Genomic DNA, 26,041 nt, shown 5'->3' on the forward strand with positions numbered 1-26,041 from the left:
CGCGGGAAATACTAAACCCGCCTCCCGGGGCGGTTTATGAGGTCGCCGCGGCGCGATTCAAGGCATCGCTGAGCAGTCCGGCAGTGGCCTGCACTACCGGAATGACCCGCTCATATGCCATACGCGTCGGTCCAATAACTCCGATCGCGCCAAGCATGCGGCCGTTCGTGCCATAGGTGGCGGTGACGATGCTGCACCCGTCGAGGGCCGAGAAACCGGACTCCTCGCCGATGAACAGGCGTACGCCCGGGGCTTTGACGCACATTTCCATGAGCTGAAGCAGGTCGCGCTTCTGCTGGAAGGCGTCGAAGAGGTCGCGGAGCCGGTCGATGTCGGCCAGTTCCGAATAACCCATGAGGTTGGTCTGTCCGCTGACCAGCACGTCGTCGGCGTCCTGGTCGCCGAACGAGGCCGTGGCCAGCTCCACCACGCTGGACAGCAGGCGGTTCAGCTCACCACCGGCCTCCCGCAGCTCCGTCGCCAGGTGGGCGCGGATGTCGGCAAGGCGAAAACCGGTGAAATGGGCATTGAGGTAGTTGGCGGCCTGCTCCAGCTCGCCGCCGTCCAGCGGACGGGTGAGCTGGACCACGCGGTTCTGCACCTGGTTGTCCGAGAACACCAGCACGACCAGCACGCGGGCGTCGGGCAGGTTCACGAAGTCGATATGGCGCAGCGGGAAGTCGCCCTGGCGCGGCACCGTGACCACGCCGGCGAAGTGGGTCATGGCCGACAGCAGGTTCGATACGTTGCCCAGCAGATCACGCGTGGTCGTCTGGTGCGGCGGCAAGCCGCCCTGCAGGCGGGCCATCTCGTCTCGCGGCAGCGGTTTCAGTTCGAGCAGGCTGTCGACGAACAGCCGCAGGCCGCGCGGCGTGGGCACGCGCCCGGCCGAGGTGTGCGGCGAGGCCACCAGGCCGGCGTCTTCCAGGTCGGCCATGATGTTGCGGATGGTGGCCGGGCTCACTTCCAGGCCCGACGAACGGGCGAGCGTGCGCGATCCGACCGGCTCGCCATCGGACAGGTATTGGGCAATCAGGGTCCGCAGCAGCCGGCGCGCGCGAGCATCGATGTCGTGACCGTGGAGCGGATTCATGCGCGTGGGTGGGCCGGAAGGTTCGGAACGTCGCGCTATCAATAAGGTCTTGAGCCCCGGCTTGCAAGTCTCGGCTTCTGCGACACGCCTCCGGCTACAATCGCCGCGATTCCTTTCGCCGCCCCGGTGCCCATGCTCACCTCGCTCTACGTCCGTCAGTTCGCCGTCGTCGAAGAAGCCGAGATCGCCTTCGGACCCGGCCTCACCGTGGTCAGCGGCGAGACCGGCGCCGGCAAGTCGTTGCTCGTGGATGCCCTGATGCTGCTCGCCGGCGCCCGCGCCGACAGCGGCATGGTCCGCGCAGGCAGCGACCGCGCCGAGCTGGCCGCCGAATTCGACCTGGGCGGCCTGCCCGAAGCCGCCGAGTGGCTGCGCCAGGAAGAACTGGACGACGGCGACACCTGCCAGCTGCGCCGCGTGATCCGCGCCGAAGGCGGCACCCGCGGCTGGATCAACGGCCGCCCGGCCAGCCTTGCGCAGATGTCCGCACTGGCCGCGCTCATCGTCGAGATCCACGGCCAGCACGAGCACCAGGCCCTGCTCTCGCGCCAGCACCAGATGACCCTGCTCGATGCCTATGCGGGCAACGACGCGCTGCTGGCCGCCGTGCGCGACACGGCCAGGGCATGGCGCGACGCGGTGAACCGCATCCGCGCGCTGTCCGGTGGTGACGATCGCGAACACCAGATCGACCTGCTCCGCCACGAACTGGAAGAACTCGACCGCTGGGCACTCGTGCCTGCCGCGCTCGAAGAGCTCGAAGCCCAGCATCGCCGCCTCGCCAATGCCGGCCGGCTGGCCGAAGGCGCCAACGGCGTGGTGGAACTGCTCGACGGCGAAAGCGAATTCGCCATCGGTCGCGCCCTGCTCCGCGCCCATGCCGAGCTGTCCCGCCTGGCCGAGCTGGATGCCACGCTCACCCCCACGCTGGAACTGCTCGACAGCGCGCAGATCCAGGTGGGCGAAGCGGTGGACGGCTTAAGCCGCTACGCGCAGGACGTGGAACTGGACCCGGAGCGACTGGCCGAGGTGGATACCCACCTCACCCACCTGCACGACCTGTCCCGCCGCTATCGCCTGCCCATCGAAGATCTCTCGGGCAAGGCCGAAGAAGTACGCGAGCGCCTCACCGAACTGGAAGGCGCCGGTGACGCGCTGGAACGACTGGCCCACGAGCGCGATCGCCTGCACAAGGCCTGGAACGACGCCGCGAAGTCGCTCTCCGCCGCTCGCAAGGATGCCGCCGCCCGCCTGGGAAGCACGGTGGCCGCCCTCATGGGCGAACTGGGCATGTCCGGTGGACGGCTCGAAGTCGCACTGGAAACGCTGGAAGGCGACGACCCCGACCCGCAGGGCCGCGAGCGCTGCGAACTGCTGGTCAGTGCCAACCCCGGCCAGCCGCCGCGCCCGCTGCGCAAGGTGGCCTCGGGCGGCGAACTGGCCCGCATCAGCCTCGCCATCGAAGTCGCCACGCTGGGCAACGACAACATCGGCTGCATGATCTTCGACGAAGTGGACACCGGCATCGGCGGCGCCGTGGCCGAAGTGGTGGGCCAGAAGCTGCGTGCGCTGGGCGAGCGCGTGCAGGTGCTGTGCGTTACCCACCTGCCCCAGGTGGCGGCACAGGGCCATGCTCACTTGCAGGTATCCAAGGCCAGCGATGGTGAGGCCACGCGCACGAAGATCCAGGCGCTCGACGCCGCCGGCCGCCGCGAGGAAATCTCCCGCATGCTGGGCGGTGTGGAAATCACCAAGGAAACCCGCGCCCACGCAAAGAAAATGCTGGACCGCGCCCAAGGCTGAAGCCAAAAGCACGTGTAGGAGCGCGCCTTGCGCGCGACCGGAATAGCACCACGCCCCAGCCACCCCACTCCTGTAGGAGCGCGCCTCGTGCGCGACCGGGATCACCAAACGCCTCATCAACCGAGCGTTCCGGTCACACCGGTCGCGCGCAAGGCGCGCTCCTACAAGGCAACCGGGTTATTGGTTGTGTGCAGGAGGCGTGGCGTCAGGAGCGGATGAGCCCCCGCTCCTGCGCCATGCGGTAAAGATCCAGTTCCGACCCGGCGTTGAGCTTGTTCATCACCGCGGCCCTATGGATGTAGATCGTCTTCTGCCCGATCCCCAGCTCCGCAGCCACCTGCTTCGGCGCACGCCCGGCGGCCAGCAGCAGGAAAACCTCCCGCTCGCGCGCCGTCAGCTTGCTCATGGGGTCCAGATCCGCCGATGGCCGGCTCAACCGACGCTCGCGCAGGTCCGAGCTGAGGTACTGCTCGCCCGACAGCACGGCACGAACGGCGGCAACCAGCTCCTCCGGCGCCACCCCCTTCGTGACGTAGCCCCGCGCACCCCGGCGCAAAGCCTCCGATACATACGGCTCACCGTCATGCATGCTCAGCACGACGATGCGCATATCGGGGGAAATGCTGCCCAGGTGCTCGATCAACGGCAGGCCACTGCCATCGGGAAGCGATAGGTCTACCGCCACCAGGTCGGGGCGATGCTGGGTGACGGCGTCGACCGCCTCATCCGCATTGCGGGCTTCGGCAACGACGTCCAGGTCGGGTTCCAGCTCGATGAGCCGCTTGAAACCCTCACGAACGATGGCGTGGTCATCTACAAGGACGATTCTTGGCATTCGCAGAATGTAGCAGGCAAACCCCACACCTGTGCACGACTTCCGCCAGAGCGCGGCGACCGGCAGTCGACGTGTAACATTCGTCCATGCGACTACACGCGCTTACCCGCTTCGCCGGCCCGCTGTCCGCCCTCGGCTATGCCGTGGCGTGGATCCTGGTCTGGCCCACCGAGCAGCCTTTCTGGGTCATTCCCTTCGGCCTGCGTTTCGGTGCCCTGCTTCTATCGCCCACCCGCCACTGGCTGTGGATCCTCGTCGCGGAAGTCGCCGCCAGCGGATTCTGCGAATGGCGCAGCGGCCTGCCCATCACCGGGGCCGGCTTCGTGCTGGGCGACGTGCCCGAACCCCTCATGGTGGCCGCCTGCCTCTGGCTACTTCGTCGCGCCCATCTGCATGCCAGCCTGAGCACGCCGGAAGACGTCGCCCGATTGCTGCTGTCGGCCATGGTCACCGCCACCGTCGCCACGGTGGGCAACGCCGCGATGATGGCGAGCATGCATCCGGCCGCCCCCGTCGAAATGCTGGGCACTACCTTCGGCAGCGACCTGCTGGGCAACTACCTCGGCGTGTTGCTGGTGGTGCCCGTGCTGGTACTCGTGTTCCGCGAGCGCCCCACGCAGTCGGCCATGGCCGAGCTGCTGCTCGACGGCCTGCTGGTGATGCTGCCCTCGCTCGCCATCCTCATCACTCTCGCCGAATACTCGCCGCAGCCGCAGTTCGCTCGGGTGCTGTCGCTGGCCCCCGTGCTGTTCTTCGCCTTCCGCCACGGCTGGCGCGGCGCCGGCCTGGCGATGCTGATCACCAGCGTGGGCCTCAACGTGACCGAGGACATGATCGGCCGTGGCGCTCCCACGGCCGCCGCGCACCTGTTCCTGGCCGTGGCGGGCACCGGCACGCTCATGCTGGGCGCGGCCACCGACGCACTGCGCCGGAGCAGCGAACGCGTGGCCCAGCAGAACACTCACCTGGCCGCCGCCAACCAGCGCCTGGACCAGCTGGCCCGCCAGCTGCGCGACGCCGCCCGCGGCAACCTCCAGGCAGAAGAAAACCTGCGCCGGCACATGGCCTCGGAACTGCACGACGAGCTGGGCCAGAACCTCACCGCCATCCAGACCCACCTGAAGCTCGCCCAGAACCGCCTGGGCAACGCGGGCCTCGATGACATCGGTCGATCCATCAACGGCATCCTCGGCCATATGCGGCGGGCGCTGCACAAGATGCTCGACAGCCTGCGCCCCTCGGTACTCGATGAATTCGGCCTGCTACGCGCGCTCGACGAGGGCCCCATCCGCGACATGCTGAGTGCCGCAGGCATCACCTATGTCACCGACCTCCGGGGCGAGCCACGCCTGCTGGACGACGACACCCTCACCGCCCTCTACCGCATCGTGCAGGAGAGCGCGACCAACGTGGTGCGCCATTCCGGGGCCCGCGAACTTCGCCTGAGGCTCAGAATCGGCCTCCGGGACAGCGGTCCCGTTGCCGTCCTTGACATACGTGATGACGGCGCAGGCCTACCGTCAACGCCACGCCCCGTCCGGACGGACGGTGGCGGCCGCGGCCTGCAGGGCATGAGCGACCGCGTTACGGCCCTCGGCGGCCTATTCCGTATCCGCCCCGAACCTGTAGGACTTCACCTACGTGTGTTGCTACGCAGCACAAGTAGCAGTCTCCACATAGGAAATTTTCCAATACCGGGTCAGTGAACGCTTCGTTACGATCCTTTCATCGATGTGGGGGAGCCGCCGTCGAGAGACGGCGAGCCCGGGTCGGTCGTGGGGACGATCGACCTGATGAGGTGACAAGGTAGTCACCTCACCGGAGGGACGAGGCGCCACCGTGAAAGAAGCGAGCAACTCGCATTTCACGAGCCTCGGACTCACCGGACAAGCCGCTGGTGGACAGGAGTCCACCGGCGGCGTTTTTTTATGGGCTCCGGAAAAGTCCCGAGCCACCATCCTGCCCCCCCTTGTAGGAGCGCGCCTCGCGCGCGACCGGTTTGACGGGAACCTCCACGCGCATCGCCACACCCGGTCGCGCGCAAGGCGCGCTCCTACACAACAGCCGGGCACAAAAAAGGGCCCTTCCGGACCCTTTTTATCAAGCATTAACAACGAATTAGCGCCCCTTCTTCTTGGGTCGCACATACAGCACCAGGCTATGGTCCTCAATGACATACCCATGGCGCTCGGCAATCTCGTGCTGGAGACGCTCGATCTCCTCGCTGACGAACTCAATGACCTTTCCGCTGTCAACGTCGATCATGTGGTCATGATGCTTGCCGCGGTCCAGCTCGTAGACGGCCTGGCCGCCTTCGAAGTTATGCTTCATCACGATGCCGGCCGCCTCGAACTGGGTCAGCACGCGATAGACCGTGGCAAGCCCGATGTCCTCCTGGTGCGCGAGCAGGCGCTTGTAGATGTCCTCGGCCGTAAGGTGGCGCTCGTCGGCCTCCTCGAAGACCTGCAGGATCCGCATGCGCGGGTGCGTGACTTTCAGGCCCGCCTTGCGGAGCTCTTTGGTTTCCTGGTCCATCTGTCAGACCCCTATCGCGGTGCCATTGGGCGCTTAGTGTATCATCGCAGGCTTCACGAACCGGACGTTACTACGCATGCAAAAGCTGATCCGCACGCTGGGTTTGGCCATGATGGCAACCGCCATCGCAGGCTGCGGCATTGTCTATACCCCCGACGTGCAGCAGGGCAACCTGCTCGACAAGAAAAACGTCGACCAGTTGCAGCCCGGCATGACCAAGCGTCAGGTCCTCGTGCTACTGGGCACCCCTTCGGTGATCTCGCCCTTCGACAGCAACCGCTGGGATTACGTCTCCACGTTCTCCCACCGCGGCCGCGCGATGACGACGCGCACCCTCACCCTCACCTTCAACAACGATGTGCTGGTGCGTAGCGAAGGCGATTTCTTCGCCCAGGACGCCCAGCAGCTGCTGAAGGACTCCGCCAAGTACAAGACCGACTCGGTGAAGGAAACCAAGGGCGACAAGAACACCAGCGCCAACGACAAGAAGTCCGACGACGACGGCATCCACATCGGTGCCGGCGCCTCGTCCGACAGCAACACGCCGACGCCTGCCGATAGCGGCAAGCAGCAGTAAGCGACCTCGCCGCCCGCACACCGGGCGGCGGCGTCACCCTTACCGGGAAGCCCGTCGACGACGGGCTTCCATGGGGTCCAGGGTCAGGGCACGATAGATTTCCACCCGGTCGCCCTCGTCCAGCGCCTGATCGGCCGCCACCTTCTTCGAGAACACACCCAGGCGGCCTGGGTCGGGCACCACGCCGGCAGGCAGCTGCGGCAAGGCCAGGGTTACGGCATCCCATGCGGTGGTGCCCACGGGCACGCTCAGGGCCACCACGGCCTGCCCCTCGGGACCGGCATACGCTACTTCCACGGCCAGCTCAGCCATACTGGCGACGCGCCTCTTCGCAGAAGTCGTCCACCATGCGGTTGGCCAGCTGCTGGAAACCCAGTTTCAACACGGAACCGCCCAGACCGGCATAATCGAAGTCCAGCTCAAGGGAAATCTTGCAGCCGAGGTCACCCAGCGGCTGGAAGCTGAACACCCCATCCAGCGAGCGCAGCGGCCCTTCCACGAACTTCATGGTGAGCCGTTCCGGACGCTCCATGGTGTTGCGGGTGGTGAAGTTCTGCTTCATGCCGGCGAACTTGAGATCCAGCCGGGCGAGCAGCACCTTGTCATCCTCCCGCTCGATCACGGTAGCGGCGTCACACCAGCCGAAGCGCTTTGGGTATGCTTCAACGTCGTTGACCAGGTCGAACATCTGCGCGGGCGTGAAAGGCACGATCGCGCTGCGGCGGATTTCAATCACTGGATAGACCTCGTCTTATATTTGCCGGCCAACGGACCCGCCGGCCTCGTATCAGGGACCCGATCGAACGATTTTAGCGGACATGGCAAAAGCGAAGGCAAAGGACACCGAAAAGGAACGCGGCGGCACCATCGCGCTGAACAAGCGCGCCCGCCACGAATATCACATCGACCAGCGCTACGAGGCCGGCGTGGCCCTGCAGGGCTGGGAACTGAAGGCGCTTCGCGCCGGGCGGATCAACTTCGGCGAGGGCTGCTACGCCATCATCGAGCATGGCGAGGTGTTCCTCGTGGGCGCCCAGATTCCACCCCTGATGAGCGCATCCACCCACGTGCTGGCCAACGAACGCCGCACGCGCAAGCTGCTGCTCCACCGCGAGGAGATCGACCGCCTCGTGGGTGCCGTGGAACGCAAGGGCTACACCCTGGTGCCCACGGCGCTGTACTGGAAGAACAACAAGGTGAAGTGCGAAATCGGCCTGGCCAAGGGCAAGCAGGAGCACGACAAGCGCAATACCGACAAGGAACGCGAGTGGGCGATCGACAAGCAGCGCGTCATGCGCTCGCACAACCGCCTCGGCTGACCTGAATGGCCGGACGGCGCCCATTGTGGGCGCCCTCCCCCGGCCATATACTGTGGGATGTAGATACACGACAGTTTTCCCCGGGGGTGTTCTGGTTTCGACGGGGGTAGTGCGATCTACTGGTGCATGCCGAGGGGGTAGCTTTCCTCGTTAAACCAGCTGCAAAAAACATAGTTGCCAATGACAACTACTACGGTGACAACTCGGTGGCTCTCGCCGCCTAAGCTGTCCGGCCCCTAAAAAAGGCCAAACCCCCGAACCGGTCTTGTGCTCATGCTCGCCGGTGTAGGGTCACTATCATGAGACCGCCGAAAGACCCTCCGTCTGTGGGTCTGACGCCAGATCAATCAGATATGTCCGCCGGTGCGCTTAGCACGCCGTGCTGTCGGTGGACGAGATCTAACGGTGAGCTAAGCATGTAGATCTGGAGATTAAACGCCTTCGGACGCGGGTTCGACTCCCGCCACCTCCACCAATCTGGTCCATATCCCCGGTTCATTGGGGAAAATGGCTAGGCCTCGGTTGATTCCTTCGGGTATCACGCGAGGTATCACGTGCCAAAGCCTTTGCTGCTGCACCGACCAAGCGGACTTCATGTCCGCTTTTTCGTGCCTGGCTTCCTACGAGCCTCCCTTGGCCGCCGCTACCTCGTGCTGAGCCTGCGAGGCGAACGCGCCGATGCCGCCCGACTCCGCGCCGCCCAAATCGGATATGTTCTGGGCCAAGCCTTTGAACGGATGCGGAGGGAGCCCATGGCGGACCATAAAAATCTGCTTGATATCGCCTTGGCAGCGGCTCGTGGCCCCCATGTCGACCTGACCCTGGAACTGCCGAGCGGAGTTCGCATCATCACAGACGGCTCCGAGCGCGAGAACGCCGAAGCCCGAGCGCTGGCCCTTGACCTGGAACACCTGCGCCTGAGCAATGAGGCGGCGTTGGCCGCTGCCCAATCGAGCCCGCCCACTCCCTCCTCAATCGCACCCCAGGCCAAACCGGAAGAGCTGCTGTCGGCGCGCATCGGCAAGTTCATCGAGCACATGGCCGGGCAAAACCGCAGCCCCAAGAATCTGCTGGACACCGAACACACGCTTCGGCTTTTCCTTGACCTTCAGGGCGACAAGCCCCTTAAGGATTACTCCGCCGATGACATCGACGCCTTCATGGGGGCCATGCGTATCTGGCCGCCAAATGCCAGCAAGAAACCGCAGTACCGCGACCTGACACCCAAGCAAATCTTGGAGAAGGCAAAGCGCGCGAAAAGTCCGGGCTTGGCGCCACGTACCCGAGAGAAGCATCTCGACCGCCTTCGCCTGTTCTTTGGCGTGTGGGTTAAGCGACGTGCGGTGCCCTTCAATCCCTGCGATGGCTTTCAGGTCACGAACAAGGCGCAGGACGAATCCAGAACCCGCGAGCCGTTCTCGTCCGCCGACCTGCAAACCATCTTCTCCCCCAAAAACCTTCCCATCACCCTGCCCCACAAGCATTGGGCGCCGTTGATTGGCCTGTACTCGGGTGCGCGCATCAACGAAATCGCACAACTCCACGTTGAAGACCTCGAGGAGATTGCCGGCATTTGGGGCATGCACATCCGCCGCCAAACCAAGAACACGAACTCCAGGCGCTTCGTGCCACTACATCCCGAACTCATTCGCCTTGGCTTTCTCGATTACGTTGCCGACGTCAAAAAATTCGGCTTCCCTCATGTCTTTCCCGGGCTTGCCTGGGGAGCGAACGGGCCGGGTGACGCCATCGGTGACTGGTTTAATCGCACCTACCTTCGGAAAACCTGCAACATCACGAGCCCGACAAAGGTCTTCCATTCGTTCCGACATACGTTCGCGACAACAGCGGAGCGCGCAGGCATTCCGGACGGTCGAATTGCGCAACTGACCGGGCATAGCACAGGCGGGACAGTACTTCGTCAGCACTACATCCAGGCCGCCGACCTGCCCCGACGCTTTGAAGACATCAGCAAGGTGAGGTTTGCCGAGGCGGCGAGTGTCGACGTGCGCAAATCAGGCTTCTTTGAGCCTTACTTGCGGCGGCAACGTGCGCTGGAACGTCGGGCAAAGAGAGCACTAAGAAATAGCGAAGCGCTCTAGCCGCGAGGGGAGCGGCCCCAAAGCACATATTATCCAAATAGAACTCTGCGAATTCAGCGGAAAGAGTGGGACACCTTTTCCCTGCTCTCCCCCAACGCCTCCGGGACCCGCATCGGTGGGCCGGAATGTGACCTGGATTTTGGTTAGTAATGCCATCATTAGGCAAGGCCTACCAATCGAGTTTTAGCCTCAGCTTCTCAGTAAGACCATAAACCTTGAAGGCTTTTGTCCTGTACTCGTCGGTGACCGACTCCTGACTCTTGTTTGCCAAAGTCTGTAATGCCATCGCGAGCTCCCGCAAGCAGGTCGACAATGATTGGGCGGGGTCAATGCCATTCACCGCCTCCCATCGACTGATGGCCTTCTCTGACAACCCAAAGAGCTCTTCCTGTCCTCGGACCCGCGAATTGACCAGATTTAGCACTTGGCGCAAGGTGTCGACCCGGTTGATAAAGTCATTCATGAATGCCTGCCCTCCCGAGCAAGTTGAACAACCATGCTTGGACTGTTGGCAGAACTGCCCGCGCCCGACTGACCTCCTCGCCGGTTAGGGCGGGACCGAAGCCACGGGTACAGAGTAACCGGGCCCTTTCGAGTATCCCGAACTCCTCTTCTGGCAAGCCAATACTCGTTGTTCCAATTTTCAGAGGGGAACGTCGTGAGAAGTCGGCTGTACTCAAGAAACCAAGACTGTAACAGGTGGCGAAATTACGCATGGCAAGGAAAACCGTCGATAACTCGAAAACCGGACTGGGGCAGTCGCCTGCTAAAGCCTTAGCAGCGCTGGAAAACATTGAAGCAAAGCGCAGACAGTGTTCAGCTGAGTCGGGGTAAGGAGCAGGTGCACCCAGTCCCCTCAGCCAGTCCTGTCCATCGTCCCCATGCAAAAATCTCGATTCCTGCCATAGGTGCCAGGCAAAAGGACTACCTTGAGCCCACAATTGCCGCAGCCGGTCGTATGAGTAAATGGAGTAAACCATTGGGTCAAAACGGTCATCCACACCATCCACCAAAGCAAGAAGGTCAACATCAGATGCGAAACTGACCTCTCCCCGACAAATCGAACCAAATGCATAAAGATGCATAACTCACCTCCTGCTCAATCGTTTGATGAGGGTCGAGGTAAACAAGCTGAAGAACACGAGGCGTATCACAACTATGAGGGCCATCACCAAGCCCGGAAATTTCATCGGATTTGCAATGCCAAGCAACACCTGTGGGGCATCAGTGAGTGCAGTAATCGGGGGCGCGCCTAGCAAAAATTCCGATAACGCGATGATTAAAATAACGACCAGCAAGGATATGCAAAGCCGAGAAACGCTTTCACCATGCCCCCAAAGTAACTCTAAAAATCGGAACCTGACCCATTTCAAGAAATATTTGAGGCGCTGGCCGCCATACTTTCTTTTGTGATACCCCGTGTTAGCTTTCCATGCTTTAGACAGATGCACACCAGTGGCATCGAGCTCAACCCGGATTGCACGATTTGCCGACTCAACATCTCCCATCTGCTGAAAATTGAGGCGAAGAGAGCGCGAAAAGCGCATAGCAAGATTTTCTTCGGACGGGCGTCCATCGACCAAGATGTCACCATCGATATCCGTCCGTTCGAATACCGCGTAATCAAACTTGCATCCCGAAAAATTACTACCGGAGAAGCTGGTACCTACGAACCGGCAACCCGTGAAGTCGCACGAATCGAAGGTGCACTTTCGCAGATAACATGCGTCAAACGTGCAGTACTTGAAGTCGACTTTCTCAAAGCGCTTTTCGACAGCAGTCAAGCGAATGAATATCTTGTTTTTGAATTCACTCCTCGTCACATCCTGAACGAATTGCCGGTCCTTTATCTCCGATTTTGGCCCTACTCCGAGCATCTGTTCTTTGTCTTTTTCCATAAGTTTCCCACCCTTGGCGCGCCCTCCGCCGGGAGGGTCAGATTTCATGCATGAACTACGAGACCCGCGCGTCTGGAAGCAAGACCGCTCCAACAGGCACTGTACCCGCCTCAACTTCAGCAAGTGCAAGGTCGAGGGTGAGCCAGAACACCCTCGATGCTGTCGTATAGCTTGTCCAAGCAATGAAGAAGAGAACAAAAAAAATCCCTGCAATCACTGCCCAACCAACGGCGGCGTTGCGGACAGCCTGTGCAACACCGCTCCCCAGAACCCATGTCAAGACCCACCAGGTCAACCCACCCCAAAGCAGACCAACAACTGTCTGCAACCGAGTATTACGGACAGCCGCAACCGACTGGAGCGCTGCGAGGGCCGACTTGACGCCGGCCAGCCCTTCTTCGGTCGGGCAGCGGTTGCGGATGAAGACGGCGAGCAGCAGGACCGCTGGCCGGCGGACCCCCTCAAGGACACCACCGGCAGGCGGACGGAAAACCATTGTCCCCATCCCCATTAGAACGGCTGGTCCCCACAGGCTGCTCACAAATGGATGACTCAGCCCACTGTCGAACACGGCCACCACCGAAAAAATAAACCACCAGACCGGAACCATAAGAGCGGTCAAACCCAGCCGTTTGGCATTCAAGCCGATACCAAAAATGAGAAAATTCGGCACATGCCAAATAGAATCTATGACCACTTCAACTTCTGGAGACTTCACACTTACGCGCTTGATGAGCAAGTGCTCGCTATACCGGAGAACATCAGCCGTTCGGTCCATGACTGAATCGAGGACGGATGGTGCTGGAGTAGTTGGTTCAAACTTCACGGTTATTGCAACCGCCTGACTTATAAGAACTGAATGCAGCCAACACCCCACTCATTGGTGAGGTACAAGGCGCTTCGTTTGGCACCGCACAAGACGATAGAAGATAGGGCGGCGGAAACGCCGCTCCCTGGCGAACTTTCGGACGCACGACTTTCCCTCATAGCCACTCAGAGCTGGCGACCACGTCAGTTTACTCCATCGGATTGGCCAAGCAGCGGAGCGGCCCCATGTGGACTGACGCATTCCGGCAAGTTTTATTTACTGAAATTCCACTTCAAACCCGATACTCGCAACAACACGGGGCGCCCGAGGGCGCCCCGTGCAGGTCAAGCGAACAACACGTACTGGTGAGGTGCCGAACGCCAATGCTGGCAAACTGTTTCCTGCCTTCCAAAACGGAAACGGAAATAAGCCCGAACAAAGACACTTTTCGGCTTGGTTTGTGAGAAAGTCATCACAACACTCCAAGGAGGTCGGAGGACAGGGGGTTGCCCACAAACGCCAACAGCGTATGCTAGATAGGTCTGCCAAGACCTGACGCTGGGGACAGAGGCTGTCCTCAATACCCTCCGTCAGTGGGAGCCGAAGTGCTTTCCATGTGGCCCTGGTGCTCTGCGAAAGCATCAGGGCCACTTTATTTTCAGCCAATGCGTACGGAAAGCCCGTCGACCACGGGGGCGGTGCGCACCGGCTCAGGCTCTTCTCATCCCGCCCCTCCGTTCTGCTGGCCGCCAGGGCCCTTCTTTGCGCCATCAAACCCCTTCCAGCGCTTCACGTAGATGTCAAACATCTCTTGGAACATCTCCCAGTCGTCGGCGTCCAAACTCTTAGGTACATGGATGAGCACGCTCGGCTTACCTGGGATGGGAATCTCGAACCGGTGGACGTCCTCAGGGGGCGCGGCTGGGGGCGGCGGGGAGCGCTTATCACTGTTCTGGCCCGCGTCCGCCCTCCCTGCCTCCTCCTCATCCTCCTCGCTGCCGCTCGGGTCCGGCTCATCTCCGGGCGGCTGGCCCTTGATAACCGTATTGCCGTCGAAACGCACTACACCGGAGATGCTTAGGAACTCCAGCAAGGTTTCGAGGCTTTTCTGATAAGACCGGGGAGCCTTGGCCGCATCGGCTAAGGCCAAGATGGCGTCTTCCTTTGACAGCTGCCGGAGGGAGAGTTTGGGCAGCAAAGCCCTTGCCGCCCAGGTGTCGACGAAGACCGGATACAGCTTGGTTCCTGCTGTCTCAGTGTTCCAGTTGTAGGCGTGCAAGTAATCGAATAGGGCTTGAGAGGGGCGTTGCTTCACCCCCTCCCTACTCAAAACACCGATATCGACCATAAAGGGATTGCAGAGGGAGACAGACGACCCTACTAGTCCCCCAGTGTCGGCCACCTCACTATTGGATACGGCTTTGCGCTCGTCGCCGCTCGCCGCTGCATAGGCACGGAAGACATGCAGCTGTTTGCCAATGCTCAACCGGTCGTTGGGGAGCACTCGGCCAGCCTGACGGCGCGTACGCGCAGAAGGAGAGCTTACCGGTTGCTCGGGAGTGCTGTCGTCGGTCAAGTCCGTCATCTCGGAGACTCAGTCTGGATGCGGTTTTGTACGCCTCGAACCGACAAAGGTCAAGAGTTGACCCCCGCAAGACCTCGTAAAGCCCTCAATAGCCGAGAACCGGACTCACAAGTAAAACTCAAATAATTGATTTTTTTCTCTTTTTACTTCCAATCATCGAAAAATCAATTTGAGCTCAATCTCAGATGACCGGGGTAGAGAACGTAAAAATGCTGGGAATCCCGCCCTGAGCACGGGTCACGCTCCAACCAATCATGACCGCAAATCAACAAAACCTGATGACTTATGCGTCACCCCTCCTAAGCGAATCGCCCCAAGAATGCCCATAAAACCGCTATACAGAGCCATTTTATCGGGAACTCACCAAGCCACCCATCGAAATACGCATATGAAATCAGTTCCTGTATGCAGTTTTTGAGTCTCACCTGCTGAGACCGCAGTCACCCCGCTTGGTCGCAGGCCGTCAATCTAGAACAGGGGCTGTTTAGTGCTCGGTCAGCGCGTGTAGTTTCCAGTCGGCCCAATGTGTGAGCTTCCGCTTCGTTCCTATGACGCCTTTGGCTATGAGCCTAACAGGGATAGAGCTTAGGACGAGAAGAGGTTCGACACCTTCTGCAAAGCAAAGCCAGACGTGGAGATAAAGTCACACCCCATCCCGGGCTACGCAGATACCCTTCTGATTGATAGGCATGGTCCGATGAAGGGCATTTGCCCTTGAAAGGGGCAGCCGCTCCCGGCCACACCATCATCCTCGAGCCACATCCTCAACCTCGACGACGCGCTGAAACTCTCTTAAATACTCCGGCCGGTGCTTCACCAGCCATTTGACGACGCTATTGCTCCCCAGTAACTGGCTCAAATGGCCTCTCAATAACGTCAAGTCGACAACATCCCGCCCATAGGCCTCTGAAACGGTGCTGGTTTTCATCTGAAGCGTGCTTAGTTCTCGCTCTACCCGGGCCATCGCAGCAGCCGTCTCGGTTTTGCGCCGCCCTTTCTCCGCCCTGGTCGAGAGCATCTCCTCTGATGTGGAAGCCAAAAGTGCTTTGGCGAACGGAACACTGAAGTTCTGGCTCGCCATCATCAATTCCACAGCTTCCATTTGCCGGACAGGTTTGAGCTGCTTGAGCACGGCGATGGTTGCTGCCGAGCAGTGGGTATCTGCCAGGATGGCAGCAGCCTCATCACAAATCCCCTCCATCAGGCGTGCTTTTCGCCGAATCGTTCCCGGTACGCGTCCCAATGCCTTAGCCAGGCGCTCAATGGGAACGCCGGCATCAAGAGCAAGAAGCAACATCTTATGGTCCTGCACGGCGGAAATGCGGTTAACCATGGTGTTGTATGTGTAGGTATCGTCCCGCGCAGTCAAAAGACATTTCACGGTCAACTCGCCGAGCTCACGCAGCGCCTCAACGCGAACGTGACCATCGACAAGATAGTAAAACCCGCTCTGCCCAGGAACGGCTTCGACTACCGGAAGCTCGACAAGCCCCTCTTCCCGGATAGACGTTAAAATCTCTTTCCATTTGGAGGTATTTTTCAGCGTCTTTGGAAGCAACTTAAGCGCTTGAATGCGCTCTAGAGGCACCTCAACCGCAACAGAAGAAAACCCAGTCTTCAACGATTCATCGGGTCCTTTAGGCAAGTCCGTCATGGTGCCCTCCCCATCCTTTCGGCCAGCATCCTAGGCATCGTACCCACGCCTTCAGATTGGGTAAGGGCACAAAACTCTGGAATGGAAAGCAAGTCCTTCATGGCGGTCACGCAGAATGCCAGACGCTCATGAACGTATTCTGCCTTTTTAGCGACCAACCTCTCCTTCTCAGCCTCCTTCTCCAGAAGTCGTCGAAGTTCAGCCGCTGACACTTTCCGCTTTTCTTGCCTTGCTCCTGGTTGGTAGCCTCCTCTCATCTGAGGCGACCGGTGAGCGCGTGCCTCAAGGAGACGCCGAAGCCGCCCCATTCGCTTCCCTCGCAGCCCCTTTTCGTAAGCGTCCGTCAATATTCGTTGAATTTCGGGGGTGGTGGCCTTCGCGATATCCACAGCCATCGCAAGGCTGATAACCCCTGTCTGCACACCAACCAAAAGACGCTCTTCTCCTTTCTCGAGAAGACTGCCCACCATATTGACCCACGAAGCACTGGTTCCAATAAGTTCTGCGATTTCCCCGTCAGTGTGCCCGCGCTCTCGCAGCCGACCAACTTCTCTCATGATATCGATGGGAGATGGCGAACGCCTGGCAATATTCTCTATGAGACTCATCACCAAGCAATCCTCTTTCTCAGCCTCAACGATGATGGCCGGAACACTTTTATGCCCTAATGACAGGAGGGCCTCGATACGTCCTTGACCACAAACCAAGACGTAATGCTTGTGCCCATCTCGACCAGAGTGCTGACTTACAGTGACGGGCCGTCGAAGCCCCGTAGCCCGTATGCTCTCAATAATGCTTCTGTGCTGATGTCGGTCTCTTGCCCTCGGATTAAGGATATGAATGTCTGCTATAGGAATCTGTTGAATCTGCTCATGATGTCGGGATGATGTGTTCATGCGACCTCCGGGTACCGGATACGTGCAGCCAAAAGCCCGAGCTCGGCAAGTGATTCCTTGCGATAGCCATCAATCAATCGGGAGTTTTCAAACCCGAGATGACGAGGCCACATACCGAGGTCAAGCCGAGGAATCAGGTAGTAGTCTTGGATGCCGTTTCCTGATGGGTCGAACCGACATGCAACGGTTAGGTCGGGACGCAGGATGGCGTCAAAATGGACTCTCCAGCGAAGCCGACCATTCGCAGCGGCAAAGCAGCGGGAAAGCACAACGGAAAGTGTCCATTCATTGTTGACGCAAAGGAGGTCCGTACCAGAATGACGTTCAACAGTGCCACCAGCGGTGCGGAGTGCCTCGCAAACTAGCCCCAGGACTTCTGGATGCCGTGCTCTCAGGCGACGATTAAGCTCGAGATAATCATAGTTTCGCTCTACTTCATAGCCGATGAGGCGATATGCCTTAGTGAGTCCACCGAAGCGATTTCGGTAGGCCGTGCTCGAGGGCAAATCTTCCTGCTCATCGATGATGAAGCCGGAGAGCTCACCCACTTTTTCGAGCAATCGTTGCAAGAGTTCCAGCATTTGGCGGTCGGATAGTCGCCGTGAGCGCTCTGCAATCCGTCGATGTGCTTCCAAAAACATCTCTTCAGACACGATGCCCTCAAAGGCCTTGTCGCACCGTATCCAGCTTTCGGGAGGTACCGGCCGAGAAGGCTGCTTGAGTTTCCCGGAGCGCCGTCCATAAACATTTGTTCCAACGTATTTTTCGTTGGTCAGTACTTGGTGGACCGTCGCCCGTGACCAGGAGTGCCCAAGGTCGGTAGGGATACTCAGAATGTTTAGGTGCGTGGCAATATCCGCTTCCGATACGCCCTCTTCAATAAACATCTTATAGATATCACGGACCGTACCTACTTCTTCTTCCGGACCGGGTACGAGAACCACCCTATCGGTTTGAATGCTTTTCCGCTCACCTGGAGCCAAGATGCCCTTCGGGCGACGGTCGCCGTCAATGAGCGCCCTCCTCAACCCAAATCCGGCTGGTCCTGCTTGATGAAATCCCAGTTTCGCAAGGCGGCATTGACCAGCAAAAACCTTGCTCGAAAGCTCACGACTGTATTCTGCCGCCATTGAGCGCTTAACGCCCTTGACGATGGTGGCCAGAGGGCTTCCGTCGTTGTCAAATGGCTCGGCGACGTAGATAACCCGGACGCCAGCACGGGTGCACCGGTATTCGTAGAAAGCAGCTTCATCACTGTTTTGGAACCGTCCCCAGCGGGAGACGTCAAAGACGAGAACCGCCTCGAAGTTAGCCTTTCCCGATTCGACGTCATAGAGGAGCTGTTGGAGGGCTTCCCGGCCACCAATGTCGAGGCCGCTTTTTCCTTCATCCCTGTAGGTCCGAACGAGACTCATGCCATGAGCGCTGGCATAGGCTTGGATAGCATCCGATTGATTTTCGGTGCTGTACTTTTGGTGGTCCGTGGACATGCGCACATACTCAGCCACCGGAATGGCTGCTTCAGCCCTGCCAGAGGCTGCGCGCTTGGACATAACACCCGCCCAGAACGGGGCTCAGCGAGCCCTTGGACTGGAGAATGTAATCCTCTTTTTTCTCTGTAGGAAGCCTGTATCAGCCATGAAACAGGCCCACCATTCGTGCTTACAATGGCGAGCAACAGAGGGAGGGAGGAAAATCGATGCAGGACGAACAAGCGGTCCTTGAGGCAGCCGAACTGCTCATCGAAGCAGTGGCCTTAAGCGAGGCCTTACTCGATGGGGACCTTACCGAAGCCCGCTTCCGTGCTGGCCAACTGGCTGAGAAGCCCTCGGTCATGAACAACCCGGACCTCCGGGCATCTGCAGGGCGCGTTGTCAGCCTTCTGGGCCCTCCGGGCACTCATCCCCTCCCTGGTTACGCCGACGCGGTGGTTGACCTTACAGACCGCCTCGAAAGGGTCGCAGCCTTCTTGAGGGGCTAGCTACATCCGCGAAATCCGTCAGATGCATTTACGAAGGAGCCCCGGCATAAAGACTTGCCATTGGAGCGACCTCAACTTGTATGCTTGGTAGGTTGTTAGCGGTCTTCTGCGTCACTGCGCTTACTCATGATTCCAATGTCGCCTAGCGTTTGGATTGACACTAAAATTTTTGATGGACAAGGAATGCAATGAACAACGTCAACATGCCAGATATGGTTGGAGCCGCAAAAACCCTCTCCCGGAATCCGCTGGGCATCCTCGCGCTCTTCATTGTTCTCATTTATGGATTCTCTTGCCTGGTGACGGCTGCATCTGGGTCGCTCGCCCACGATGAACGAATGCCGCTCATTTATTTTCTGGTGACGTTTCCGTTCGCAGTGCTTATTGTTTATGGCTGGCTTGTCAGCAACCATAACTTCAAACTCTTTTCCCCTAGCGACTTCAAGAACGAAGACAACTTCATAACCGCTGTGGGAATGCTATCAGCCGCATCTGTGAAGAATCCAGCCTCCGACAGGCAGCCCGACATCGAAGGCATTGCTAACACGGTGAAAGTAGCCATTTCCAGAGCAGCCGGGAGTGATACTTCACAGAAAAACATTCTCTGGGTGGATGACCGTCCTCAGGCCAACGTATACGAGCGTAAGGCGTTTGAGGCTATCGGGCTAAAAATAACCCAAGCAACGTCGACTGCGGAGGCTATGATGCGGTTATCCGAAACGAAATTTTCTATTATTATCTCGGATATGGGTCGAAAGGAAGGTCCACGCGAAGGGTATGTCTTGCTCGACAAACTGAGAAATGCAGGGAATAAAACGCCGCTTTTCTTTTATTCAACCTCAGACCTCCCCGAGCACAAGCGTGAAACGGTCGAGCATGGCGGACAGGGTTGCACCAGTGACCCGCAGGAGCTCTTCCAGATGGTTACTCGAACCGTCATCAGTGGGGGCTCTTTATAAATCTCTCCGCTGCTATCTGGGTCCTCGCCCCGCCAAAGACACGCATCCGTCTACTCATCCCCGTCCCGATGCATGCCCTCGCTGAGGGCATGCACTCATGCAAGCATCCTGATGCCCGTGTTGCTTGCTGGCTATAGTCGTACGCGGACGAAGCTCATCCGACATCCACCTTTGTCACTCCGTCGTGAGGGACCCGGGTGCAACTAAGCACACCACCTTCATGTGGCGGTGCTTGGTAGCTCTACGCAGCTGCCTCATTGGTTCGTTCTAGCAAGTCACTCACGGGCAAGAGCAGCTCAACATGCTACTCATCAGATACGTTTTCGAGGGAGCGCAGTCCTTCTCACCCTTGCTCGTCGTATGTTCGAGGCGAGCCGACGTCGGCGCTCGTCCTGGACCAAATCTCGAATGGCTTCTGTGTAGCGGCTCGCTGATTGTTGGTCAAACCGTGCAATTCGAATTGCACGTCTGGCCCAACCCTTCGATTCCGCATGCTTCGTGCACCGCTCAATGACCGCCACCGTCGGCGTGTCGGTCCATGGATGCCCATAAACGAGTAGGCGGTCCCGGCGGTCGAGAGATGTCTGAGCAGATGTCCATGGCCAGCACTTCGTGTCAAGCTCATCGGCTTGTGCTGATTTCACAATGGCATTGTGGTCGAGCCATGCGTTGAACGGCTCAAAGTGTTCTTTCTCGTGCTGGAGGAAGTGCCGAACGAAACGCAGCGCATGGACATGCTGGAGATGCAAGTTCGGCTGATAGGCCTTCCACGACGACCACAAGTCTTCCGTGGAGTGAAAGCTCATATGTACGCCCAGCCGATAAGGCTTGCCATTTTCGGCTTGAGTGAGGGACCACCAGCTCGTTCGCTGGCCATCCACATCGAAATCAAGGGTGGCGTGGAGGGTCAGGCCGCATTTGGCGAAATAGCGAGCGAGGTCAGATGGTGTTTTCATGGAACTCCTTTTCCGAATTGGTTAATGAATAAAATGGGATGAGTACAGAAAAAAAGGCGACAAACCCGATGCATTCAAAATCAGCAAGTTACCCTAGAAATCTTTCATATATACCTTAGACTGCTTAGACTCTCCCCCTCCTTCAAAATCGCGATATTTCAAAATTTCTTTGAATGGCGGCACGGGAGGCTCAATCGAGATATTAGAATCCAAACTGCCACTTCTTGCCGAGTTGTCAAGTCAGATGGCTTTTATTGAGCACTCGATGAGTGAGACTCAAATCACATATTTCTTGCCGAATTCGCATAATTGGCTGAATATGAATAATGGGGCAGCGAAAAAACGACGCCCATCCTTGATCGTTTGGAAGCAGCAAACCAAGCCCTTAAGCCATTTTATTGGCTAAGATAAAGTTAATTGGATCGTGTCGATGAATCGCTTGACAGCGGTTTTTTTTCTTCTAAAACGGCGACCAATTTCACTGACTCATGGGCCGTCATGTCCACTCCTTCACTCCACTCCGTCTTAAATGCCGTTTCGCATTCGCCGAAATGGGAACTCGAATATCACGGGTTCCGGCTAACTGCCTCTGAGTCCGATGACACCGGCACACTTGCCCACCTTCTCGACCATCTCCTCCCTGTGCTCGAGCAGGTCGCCCGCCATGCTGATACCGCCTCGGCACGAACGACTGCACCACTCCCACCTCGTGTACTCCATTCCGAATCGGTGGCGCCCCCGGAACAAACGGTCATGAACTTAGACGTCGAGACCGTTCCTACCTCTCCGGGGATTTTGAGAGAAGTCACAGAGCCCACGCCCGCCGCTACGTTCGTACCCCCGGTTGCGGCCTCCGCAATCTCCCGCAATCAAACGGTGCAGGCCAACGGTGAACTTCCCCATGACCTCAAGGGGCTCAGGGACATCCACATGCTCCAGTACGAACGGGATGGCAGCCCTGACTCGACCGGGGAAGCTATCGGCATCTGCCTTGACTTGTTTATCTCGGTCAACGGAAACAAGAACTCAAAGCAGGTCAACATCCTGGATATGGAGCGTTTCCTCGGCGCATTGTCGACGTGGCCCAAAAACAGGCAATTCATCAAGGGTGTCGATAAGATGACACCGGCGGAGCTCTCGATGCATGCGGCAAATAACAAGCTGCCTGCCATTGCTGTGGGCACCCAAGAAAAGTATGTCCAACACCTGTCAGCCTTCTTCAACCGGCTCAAGACTTGGGACCGCTGTGATTCCAATCCTGTGTTGCTCATCAACCGGAGGAAGCACTTCGGCGACCAGCAAAAGCATACCAAGCGTTCTTTCAATAACCCGGAATGGCAACGCCCCTTCCAAAAAGACGAGATGGCGGCGGCGAATGCCCCATGGAAATTCTTTGGCCATCTCATTCCCGCGTTCACCGGCTCACGCTCCAATGAAATTGGCCAACTGAAAAGGTCCGATGTCCGGGTTGTGCGGATGCCCGACCGGGATGGGGTTGTCCACGATGTACTCTGCCTGCACCTCGGGCAGGGCAAGAAACGAAAGAGCAAGAATGCCGTTCGCGTTATCCCAGTTCCTAAGCAGATTCTCGCACTCGGGTTTGAGAACTACTTGCAGGACCTCGATGCGTTTGGAGAACACGACCTGTTTCCGGGCCTTCGGATAAGCGAGGGACGGCCAGGCGGCACCATCGAGAACTGGTTCAACGGGAAGCTTAGGACCGACTGGGGCATCCTCGACAAGAAGATTACCTTCCATTGTTTCCGGCACACGATTGCAACTTTGATGAGGAATGCCCGCACGCCACTCGCCGTCCGCCATGCCCTCATGGGACACAGCAGCAAGCCCCGCCCGGGAGCCACTCCCAACGGCAACACCGTCGCCGAGGAGCACTATGAGGACGTGGTCACCCCACTCGATATCCTCAACGAACTCGGCCGCCTGCCCTTCCCGGAGCTCGACGTCGCGCCCTATGAGCGGGGCATGTTTGACCATTACCTAAGGTGCGAAGGGGTGCGTCGACGGTCCAACGAAAAGCGGATTGAGGCGGGCGAATCCCCCCTGCCCAAACGGGGGCCGGTGGCGGGGTTTTGCCCGGCCGGAAAGAGCGCTAAGGACAAGACGGTGAAGGCAACCTAGGAATAGGCAGCGACGAGCGCATCCGATACCGTCACCTCGTACTGGGTAATATCCGTCAAGGACCACGGCAGGTAGTCTCGCGGTCTGACCTATTGGCTGCCCCTACAGGAGTTCCCATGTCTAAGCGTTTGAGCCCATATCCAATGCCCCATCTTCGCGCCTGGTTGGCTTTCAGTGCGGTCGTGTCCCTTGGATGTGCATCGGCAAGCCAAGCCGCAAGCCGTCCCGCCCACTTTGACGCCAATGCGTCCGTTGACCTCGGTGACGGGTTCACCTGCGTGGTTGGCAACGTGACAGATGCCGACGGCATGAATGCGCGGGCCTGGGTATCTATCGAAGACAAGGTCACCCATAAGGTACGTTGGGCCACACCGGTTCCCCTCGCCAAGGGCTGGTACCAGAACCAGGCCACGCATTGCCTCAAAAACGGCAAGCAGGTCGAAGCCCTCATCCAGTCTGACACCGCCTCCGAGGCCTCCAGCGCGCAGACGTTTGTCGATGTGGCGTCCTTCGATGAAACCACGGGACGCCTGTCATCGGTCGCTCCGGTGACCGCACCTGGCGTCCACGGCAGGGTGTCGTTGTCAGTCGACAAAGACGGTTCCAATTTCCGTTTGAAGGACGGACAACCCGTCGTCACCGGCACCTGGTCAATGCTGCCAGACCGCGCGACAGACACACCGTTTACCGCATCTCCCTCCCCTGCAGGCAAAGGAGACAAGTGATGACCAATCCCTCCCAGCAGTTCATTGCGGACATCTATCCGGCAGCGAAGAAGGTATCCGAAGAATCAGGAACCTCCCTTGAGCTGATTCTGGCCCAAACGGCGCAGGAAACCGGCTGGGGGCAAAAGGTGTTGCCCGGCACCAACAACCTCTTCAACGTCAAGGCCGATGCGTCTTGGCACGGGAAGACGAAAGAATTCACCGTTCCGGAGTATGACGAGAACAAGAAGATGTACATGTCGAAAGAGAAGTTTCGCGTGTATGACTCTGTGGAGGAATCGCTCCGGGACCGCCAAAAGTTTCTCGAAGACAATCCGCGCTATGCGAAGGCCGGATTGTTCAATGATGGCATCAAAGGGAATCTCGAGAAGGAAGCCGAGGCTCTTGAAAAAGCGCATTACGCCACGGGCCCGAACTACGCCAAGAACATTATAAATGTTGCACATGGGCCGACGATGCGAGCGGGCATTGCGATTGCTACCGGACAGACGCATGGGCAAGACCAATCCCACAACGGACTCCTGCGGGAAAAAGACAAGGGGGCAGCCGTCGGCGCTCTTCAAACGGACTTGGCCGGTCTCGGCTTTACCGCTCGAGACGGAAGCACTATTCGACCAGACCAGCAATTTGGGTCTCGCACCAAAGAAGCAGTTGAAGCATTTCAACAGGCCCATGGTTTGCACGTCGATGGCGTGGCTGGCAAAGACACGCTGGCTGCCATTGATGCGGCAAAAGCCCAGATGCAAACCGAGGCCAAGCAGAAAGCCCCCTCACTGCTCGACGCTCACCACCCTGCCCACGGCATGTATGAGCAAGCCTACCAATGCGTGTCACGCATTGACGAAAGCCAGGGACGCAGTCCGGGCCCGATGACCCAGAACTTTGCAGGCGCCCTCGCGTCTGCTGCAACGGCTGCCGGATTCAACCGCATCGACCATGTGGTGCTGAACGATGACGCGAGTCGGGGCTGGGCGGTGCAAGGGGATTTGAATTCTCCGTTCAAGCAATATACCGACGTCGGCGTCATGCAAGCCATCCAGACTCCGCTTAGCCAAAGTAGCCAGGAAGCGGCCAGTCATATACAGACGAATGCTCAAAATCAGCAGCAGGCCCAAGCCCAGCAAGTGCAACAAGACGCGACACAGCAACAGATGCAGCAAAGTCAGACCATGACCCGCTAGGACTCGATTTGGGGTGCCTGGGCGTGATGTTGAATAGCTAAACAAACGGCCAATGTAGAGCCTCCACCAGATGCAGGAGGCTCTATGCAGCCCCACGCGCATCTGCGGACTTCGCTCACTGAAATGGGCCTCAACTTTTCGGAGACAGCCTAGCCGACCGGTTGGCCTTCTTCCGGCCATCGGTTTCTCTGGGCTCGGCAAACGCCGGGTCGACCTTCCGTGCCTCGTACTCCTCTATGAGCGCAAGTAGGGTCGTCCCGCAGACCTGACACCACTCTTCCATCTGCACGATGTCGAGACGACGAATCGCCCGTTCGGCTTCGCTGGCGTAGGTCTGCGCCATACCGAGAGCGTCCACCAACTCCATCTGGGTCAGCCCCTTTCTCAGCCGAACGTCTCGGAGCAACTCCGCAAAGATGCGGTGTGACGCCCGATAGAGGGTTTTCTTGTCTTGCTCGTCGGCCATGGCGCTGCCCCGGGAAGGTAGCCAAGCACCCTAAAACCGCTATCCGTTTAGTCGATCTTCATTTATACGGATATCGTTTATGTCTTAATACACCCGTTCGGGCCGTTCCGGACCGCCAGACCCTCGGTCGGCGCCACCTCTGGGGGAATTCATGAAGAAACCGGTTGCCGTCCTTGCCCTCACCGCCCTTCTGCTGGCCGGTTGCGCCACTCAGGGGCAGAAAATGGACCTGCAGAAGCTCGGACAGATGAAACCTGGGGTCTCGACCATCCAAGACGCCAAGGAGCTGTTCGGGGAGCCCTCTCAAGTCACCCGCCAAGACGATGGCAAGACGGTGCTGGCCTATTCCTTCTCATCGACCCAGATGGACGCGAAAGGGTTTATTCCCATCGTGGGCACCTTCATCGGCAAAGGGCCCAAGCAAGACCTGGAGGCCACCCGTTTGACGTTCGACCCGTCCGGTCATTACGTCTCGTATTCGACCTACGCGCTGAAGCAGTAGGCGCCCGGGTGCTCTCGATGCGGCTCT

At 59.0% G+C, this 26,041-nt stretch carries 25 protein-coding genes and 1 other RNA gene; 11 read left to right on the top strand and 15 right to left on the bottom strand.

Translation table 11 applies throughout. The features are described from left to right. Positions 1 to 34: 34 nt before the first annotated feature. Positions 35 to 1,093: a heat-inducible transcriptional repressor HrcA gene (gene hrcA, locus KR767_RS18605; RefSeq protein ID WP_166946894.1), complete on the bottom strand. Its 1,059-nt coding sequence runs from the start codon at positions 1,091 to 1,093 to the stop codon at positions 35 to 37. 132 nt (positions 1,094 to 1,225) lie between these two features. On the opposite strand from hrcA, the gene recN reads away from it, so the two are divergent. Then, positions 1,226 to 2,896, top strand: coding sequence for a DNA repair protein RecN (recN, locus tag KR767_RS18610; RefSeq protein WP_166946895.1), 1,671 nt, complete (start codon positions 1,226 to 1,228; stop codon positions 2,894 to 2,896). Positions 2,897 to 3,101: 205 nt separating this feature from the next. Here recN and KR767_RS18615 read toward each other — a convergent pair whose 3' ends face one another. After that, complete coding sequence (locus KR767_RS18615; RefSeq protein WP_166946896.1) at positions 3,102 to 3,731, bottom strand: response regulator transcription factor; 630 nt, start codon at positions 3,729 to 3,731, stop codon at positions 3,102 to 3,104. A gap of 86 nt (positions 3,732 to 3,817) precedes the next feature. On the opposite strand from KR767_RS18615, the gene KR767_RS18620 reads away from it, so the two are divergent. Next, on the top strand, positions 3,818 to 5,437 hold the full coding sequence (locus KR767_RS18620; protein ID WP_166946897.1) for an MASE1 domain-containing sensor histidine kinase: 1,620 nt from the start codon (positions 3,818 to 3,820) through the stop codon (positions 5,435 to 5,437). 412 nt (positions 5,438 to 5,849) lie between these two features. Here the strand turns inward: KR767_RS18620 and fur are convergent, their stop codons facing one another. Further along, positions 5,850 to 6,266, bottom strand: coding sequence for a ferric iron uptake transcriptional regulator (fur, locus tag KR767_RS18625; RefSeq protein ID WP_166946898.1), 417 nt, complete (start codon positions 6,264 to 6,266; stop codon positions 5,850 to 5,852). 76 nt (positions 6,267 to 6,342) lie between these two features. On the opposite strand from fur, the gene KR767_RS18630 reads away from it, so the two are divergent. After that, positions 6,343 to 6,843 carry an outer membrane protein assembly factor BamE gene (locus KR767_RS18630; protein ID WP_166946899.1) on the top strand — a complete coding sequence of 167 codons (501 nt, stop codon included), beginning with the start codon at positions 6,343 to 6,345 and terminating at the stop codon, positions 6,841 to 6,843. A 39-nt stretch (positions 6,844 to 6,882) separates the two neighbouring features. Here KR767_RS18630 and KR767_RS18635 read toward each other — a convergent pair whose 3' ends face one another. Beyond that, a complete protein-coding gene (locus KR767_RS18635; RefSeq protein WP_345779886.1) occupies positions 6,883 to 7,155 on the bottom strand; it encodes an RnfH family protein in 273 nt (90 codons plus the stop codon). Next, on the bottom strand, positions 7,148 to 7,579 hold the full coding sequence (locus KR767_RS18640; protein ID WP_166946901.1) for a type II toxin-antitoxin system RatA family toxin: 432 nt from the start codon (positions 7,577 to 7,579) through the stop codon (positions 7,148 to 7,150). Before KR767_RS18640 ends, KR767_RS18635 begins: the two co-directional genes overlap by 8 nt. Positions 7,580 to 7,661: 82 nt before the next feature. On the opposite strand from KR767_RS18640, the gene smpB reads away from it, so the two are divergent. The 3 genes from smpB (at position 7,662) to KR767_RS18655 (ending at position 10,264) form a co-directional block, all read left to right on the top strand. Further along, positions 7,662 to 8,162 carry an SsrA-binding protein SmpB gene (smpB, locus tag KR767_RS18645; protein ID WP_250877375.1) on the top strand — a complete coding sequence of 167 codons (501 nt, stop codon included), beginning with the start codon at positions 7,662 to 7,664 and terminating at the stop codon, positions 8,160 to 8,162. A gap of 82 nt (positions 8,163 to 8,244) precedes the next feature. Next, positions 8,245 to 8,637, top strand: a transfer-messenger RNA (tmRNA) gene (gene ssrA, locus KR767_RS18650). Between the two features lie 277 nt (positions 8,638 to 8,914). Next, complete coding sequence (locus tag KR767_RS18655; RefSeq protein WP_250877376.1) at positions 8,915 to 10,264, top strand: site-specific integrase; 1,350 nt, start codon at positions 8,915 to 8,917, stop codon at positions 10,262 to 10,264. Between the two features lie 169 nt (positions 10,265 to 10,433). On the opposite strand, the gene KR767_RS18660 is transcribed toward KR767_RS18655, so the two are convergent. From KR767_RS18660 to KR767_RS18695, 8 genes are all read right to left on the bottom strand, one after another. After that, a complete protein-coding gene (locus KR767_RS18660; RefSeq protein ID WP_250877377.1) occupies positions 10,434 to 10,727 on the bottom strand; it encodes a hypothetical protein in 294 nt (97 codons plus the stop codon). Next, positions 10,720 to 11,349, bottom strand: coding sequence for a hypothetical protein (locus KR767_RS18665; protein WP_250877378.1), 630 nt, complete (start codon positions 11,347 to 11,349; stop codon positions 10,720 to 10,722). The genes KR767_RS18660 and KR767_RS18665 overlap by 8 nt, the downstream gene beginning before the upstream one ends. A gap of 3 nt (positions 11,350 to 11,352) precedes the next feature. Further along, positions 11,353 to 12,210, bottom strand: coding sequence for a pentapeptide repeat-containing protein (locus tag KR767_RS18670; protein WP_250877379.1), 858 nt, complete (start codon positions 12,208 to 12,210; stop codon positions 11,353 to 11,355). Positions 12,211 to 12,217: 7 nt separating this feature from the next. Further along, the gene (locus KR767_RS18675) at positions 12,218 to 12,988 is read right to left on the bottom strand and encodes a hypothetical protein (protein WP_250877380.1); all 771 of its coding nucleotides are present in this window, start codon (positions 12,986 to 12,988) and stop codon (positions 12,218 to 12,220) included. A 703-nt stretch (positions 12,989 to 13,691) separates the two neighbouring features. Beyond that, positions 13,692 to 14,474, bottom strand: coding sequence for a hypothetical protein (locus KR767_RS18680; RefSeq protein ID WP_250877381.1), 783 nt, complete (start codon positions 14,472 to 14,474; stop codon positions 13,692 to 13,694). Between the two features lie 826 nt (positions 14,475 to 15,300). Continuing rightward, on the bottom strand, positions 15,301 to 16,209 hold the full coding sequence (locus tag KR767_RS18685) for a plasmid partitioning protein RepB C-terminal domain-containing protein (RefSeq protein WP_250877382.1): 909 nt from the start codon (positions 16,207 to 16,209) through the stop codon (positions 15,301 to 15,303). Beyond that, positions 16,206 to 17,105 carry a plasmid partitioning protein RepB C-terminal domain-containing protein gene (locus KR767_RS18690; RefSeq protein ID WP_250877383.1) on the bottom strand — a complete coding sequence of 300 codons (900 nt, stop codon included), beginning with the start codon at positions 17,103 to 17,105 and terminating at the stop codon, positions 16,206 to 16,208. Before KR767_RS18690 ends, KR767_RS18685 begins: the two co-directional genes overlap by 4 nt. After that, positions 17,102 to 18,658, bottom strand: coding sequence for a recombinase family protein (locus KR767_RS18695; protein WP_250877384.1), 1,557 nt, complete (start codon positions 18,656 to 18,658; stop codon positions 17,102 to 17,104). Before KR767_RS18695 ends, KR767_RS18690 begins: the two co-directional genes overlap by 4 nt. 616 nt (positions 18,659 to 19,274) lie before the next feature. On the opposite strand from KR767_RS18695, the gene KR767_RS18700 reads away from it, so the two are divergent. Then, a complete protein-coding gene (locus KR767_RS18700) occupies positions 19,275 to 20,045 on the top strand; it encodes a response regulator (RefSeq protein ID WP_250877385.1) in 771 nt (256 codons plus the stop codon). A 311-nt stretch (positions 20,046 to 20,356) separates the two neighbouring features. Here KR767_RS18700 and KR767_RS18705 read toward each other — a convergent pair whose 3' ends face one another. Further along, positions 20,357 to 21,001, bottom strand: a complete 645-nt coding sequence (locus KR767_RS18705) for a hypothetical protein (RefSeq protein ID WP_250877386.1) — start codon at positions 20,999 to 21,001, stop codon at positions 20,357 to 20,359. 417 nt (positions 21,002 to 21,418) lie between these two features. On the opposite strand from KR767_RS18705, the gene KR767_RS18710 reads away from it, so the two are divergent. The 3 genes from KR767_RS18710 to KR767_RS18720 all read left to right on the top strand — a co-directional run bounded on the left by KR767_RS18710 (position 21,419) and on the right by KR767_RS18720 (position 25,046). Further along, positions 21,419 to 23,140 carry a tyrosine-type recombinase/integrase gene (locus KR767_RS18710; RefSeq protein ID WP_250877387.1) on the top strand — a complete coding sequence of 574 codons (1,722 nt, stop codon included), beginning with the start codon at positions 21,419 to 21,421 and terminating at the stop codon, positions 23,138 to 23,140. A 116-nt stretch (positions 23,141 to 23,256) separates the two neighbouring features. After that, the gene (locus KR767_RS18715; protein ID WP_250877388.1) at positions 23,257 to 23,865 is read left to right on the top strand and encodes a hypothetical protein; all 609 of its coding nucleotides are present in this window, start codon (positions 23,257 to 23,259) and stop codon (positions 23,863 to 23,865) included. Beyond that, on the top strand, positions 23,865 to 25,046 hold the full coding sequence (locus KR767_RS18720; RefSeq protein WP_250877389.1) for an XVIPCD domain-containing protein: 1,182 nt from the start codon (positions 23,865 to 23,867) through the stop codon (positions 25,044 to 25,046). The genes KR767_RS18715 and KR767_RS18720 overlap by 1 nt, the downstream gene beginning before the upstream one ends. A 130-nt stretch (positions 25,047 to 25,176) precedes the next feature. Here the strand turns inward: KR767_RS18720 and KR767_RS18725 are convergent, their stop codons facing one another. Continuing rightward, positions 25,177 to 25,512, bottom strand: coding sequence for a helix-turn-helix domain-containing protein (locus KR767_RS18725; protein WP_250877390.1), 336 nt, complete (start codon positions 25,510 to 25,512; stop codon positions 25,177 to 25,179). Positions 25,513 to 25,663: 151 nt separating this feature from the next. On the opposite strand from KR767_RS18725, the gene KR767_RS18730 reads away from it, so the two are divergent. Continuing rightward, complete coding sequence (locus KR767_RS18730) at positions 25,664 to 26,014, top strand: hypothetical protein (protein WP_250877391.1); 351 nt, start codon at positions 25,664 to 25,666, stop codon at positions 26,012 to 26,014. Positions 26,015 to 26,041 lie beyond the last annotated feature (27 nt).

It is taken from the genome of Luteibacter anthropi, assembly GCF_023699965.1.
In the GTDB taxonomy this organism is placed as follows: domain Bacteria; phylum Pseudomonadota; class Gammaproteobacteria; order Xanthomonadales; family Rhodanobacteraceae; genus Luteibacter; species Luteibacter anthropi.

Coding starts and splice junctions, on each gene's coding strand:
- KR767_RS18620 (WP_166946897.1), top strand. CDS start 3,818: ATGCGACTACACGCGCTTACCCGCTTCGCCGGCCCGCTGTCCGCCCTC.
- KR767_RS18655 (WP_250877376.1), top strand. CDS start 8,915: ATGGCGGACCATAAAAATCTGCTTGATATCGCCTTGGCAGCGGCTCGT.
- KR767_RS18685 (WP_250877382.1), bottom strand. CDS start 16,209: ATGACGGACTTGCCTAAAGGACCCGATGAATCGTTGAAGACTGGGTTT.
- KR767_RS18730 (WP_250877391.1), top strand. CDS start 25,664: ATGAAGAAACCGGTTGCCGTCCTTGCCCTCACCGCCCTTCTGCTGGCC.
- KR767_RS18670 (WP_250877379.1), bottom strand. CDS start 12,210: ATGAAATCTGACCCTCCCGGCGGAGGGCGCGCCAAGGGTGGGAAACTT.
- KR767_RS18720 (WP_250877389.1), top strand. CDS start 23,865: ATGACCAATCCCTCCCAGCAGTTCATTGCGGACATCTATCCGGCAGCG.
- smpB (WP_250877375.1), top strand. CDS start 7,662: ATGGCAAAAGCGAAGGCAAAGGACACCGAAAAGGAACGCGGCGGCACC.
- fur (WP_166946898.1), bottom strand. CDS start 6,266: ATGGACCAGGAAACCAAAGAGCTCCGCAAGGCGGGCCTGAAAGTCACG.
- KR767_RS18660 (WP_250877377.1), bottom strand. CDS start 10,727: ATGAATGACTTTATCAACCGGGTCGACACCTTGCGCCAAGTGCTAAAT.
- KR767_RS18635 (WP_345779886.1), bottom strand. CDS start 7,155: ATGGCTGAGCTGGCCGTGGAAGTAGCGTATGCCGGTCCCGAGGGGCAG.
- hrcA (WP_166946894.1), bottom strand. CDS start 1,093: ATGAATCCGCTCCACGGTCACGACATCGATGCTCGCGCGCGCCGGCTG.
- KR767_RS18695 (WP_250877384.1), bottom strand. CDS start 18,658: ATGTCCAAGCGCGCAGCCTCTGGCAGGGCTGAAGCAGCCATTCCGGTG.
- KR767_RS18615 (WP_166946896.1), bottom strand. CDS start 3,731: ATGCCAAGAATCGTCCTTGTAGATGACCACGCCATCGTTCGTGAGGGT.
- KR767_RS18705 (WP_250877386.1), bottom strand. CDS start 21,001: ATGAAAACACCATCTGACCTCGCTCGCTATTTCGCCAAATGCGGCCTG.
- KR767_RS18690 (WP_250877383.1), bottom strand. CDS start 17,105: ATGAACACATCATCCCGACATCATGAGCAGATTCAACAGATTCCTATA.
- KR767_RS18630 (WP_166946899.1), top strand. CDS start 6,343: ATGCAAAAGCTGATCCGCACGCTGGGTTTGGCCATGATGGCAACCGCC.
- KR767_RS18725 (WP_250877390.1), bottom strand. CDS start 25,512: ATGGCCGACGAGCAAGACAAGAAAACCCTCTATCGGGCGTCACACCGC.
- KR767_RS18715 (WP_250877388.1), top strand. CDS start 23,257: ATGTCTAAGCGTTTGAGCCCATATCCAATGCCCCATCTTCGCGCCTGG.
- KR767_RS18665 (WP_250877378.1), bottom strand. CDS start 11,349: ATGCATCTTTATGCATTTGGTTCGATTTGTCGGGGAGAGGTCAGTTTC.
- recN (WP_166946895.1), top strand. CDS start 1,226: ATGCTCACCTCGCTCTACGTCCGTCAGTTCGCCGTCGTCGAAGAAGCC.
- KR767_RS18700 (WP_250877385.1), top strand. CDS start 19,275: ATGAACAACGTCAACATGCCAGATATGGTTGGAGCCGCAAAAACCCTC.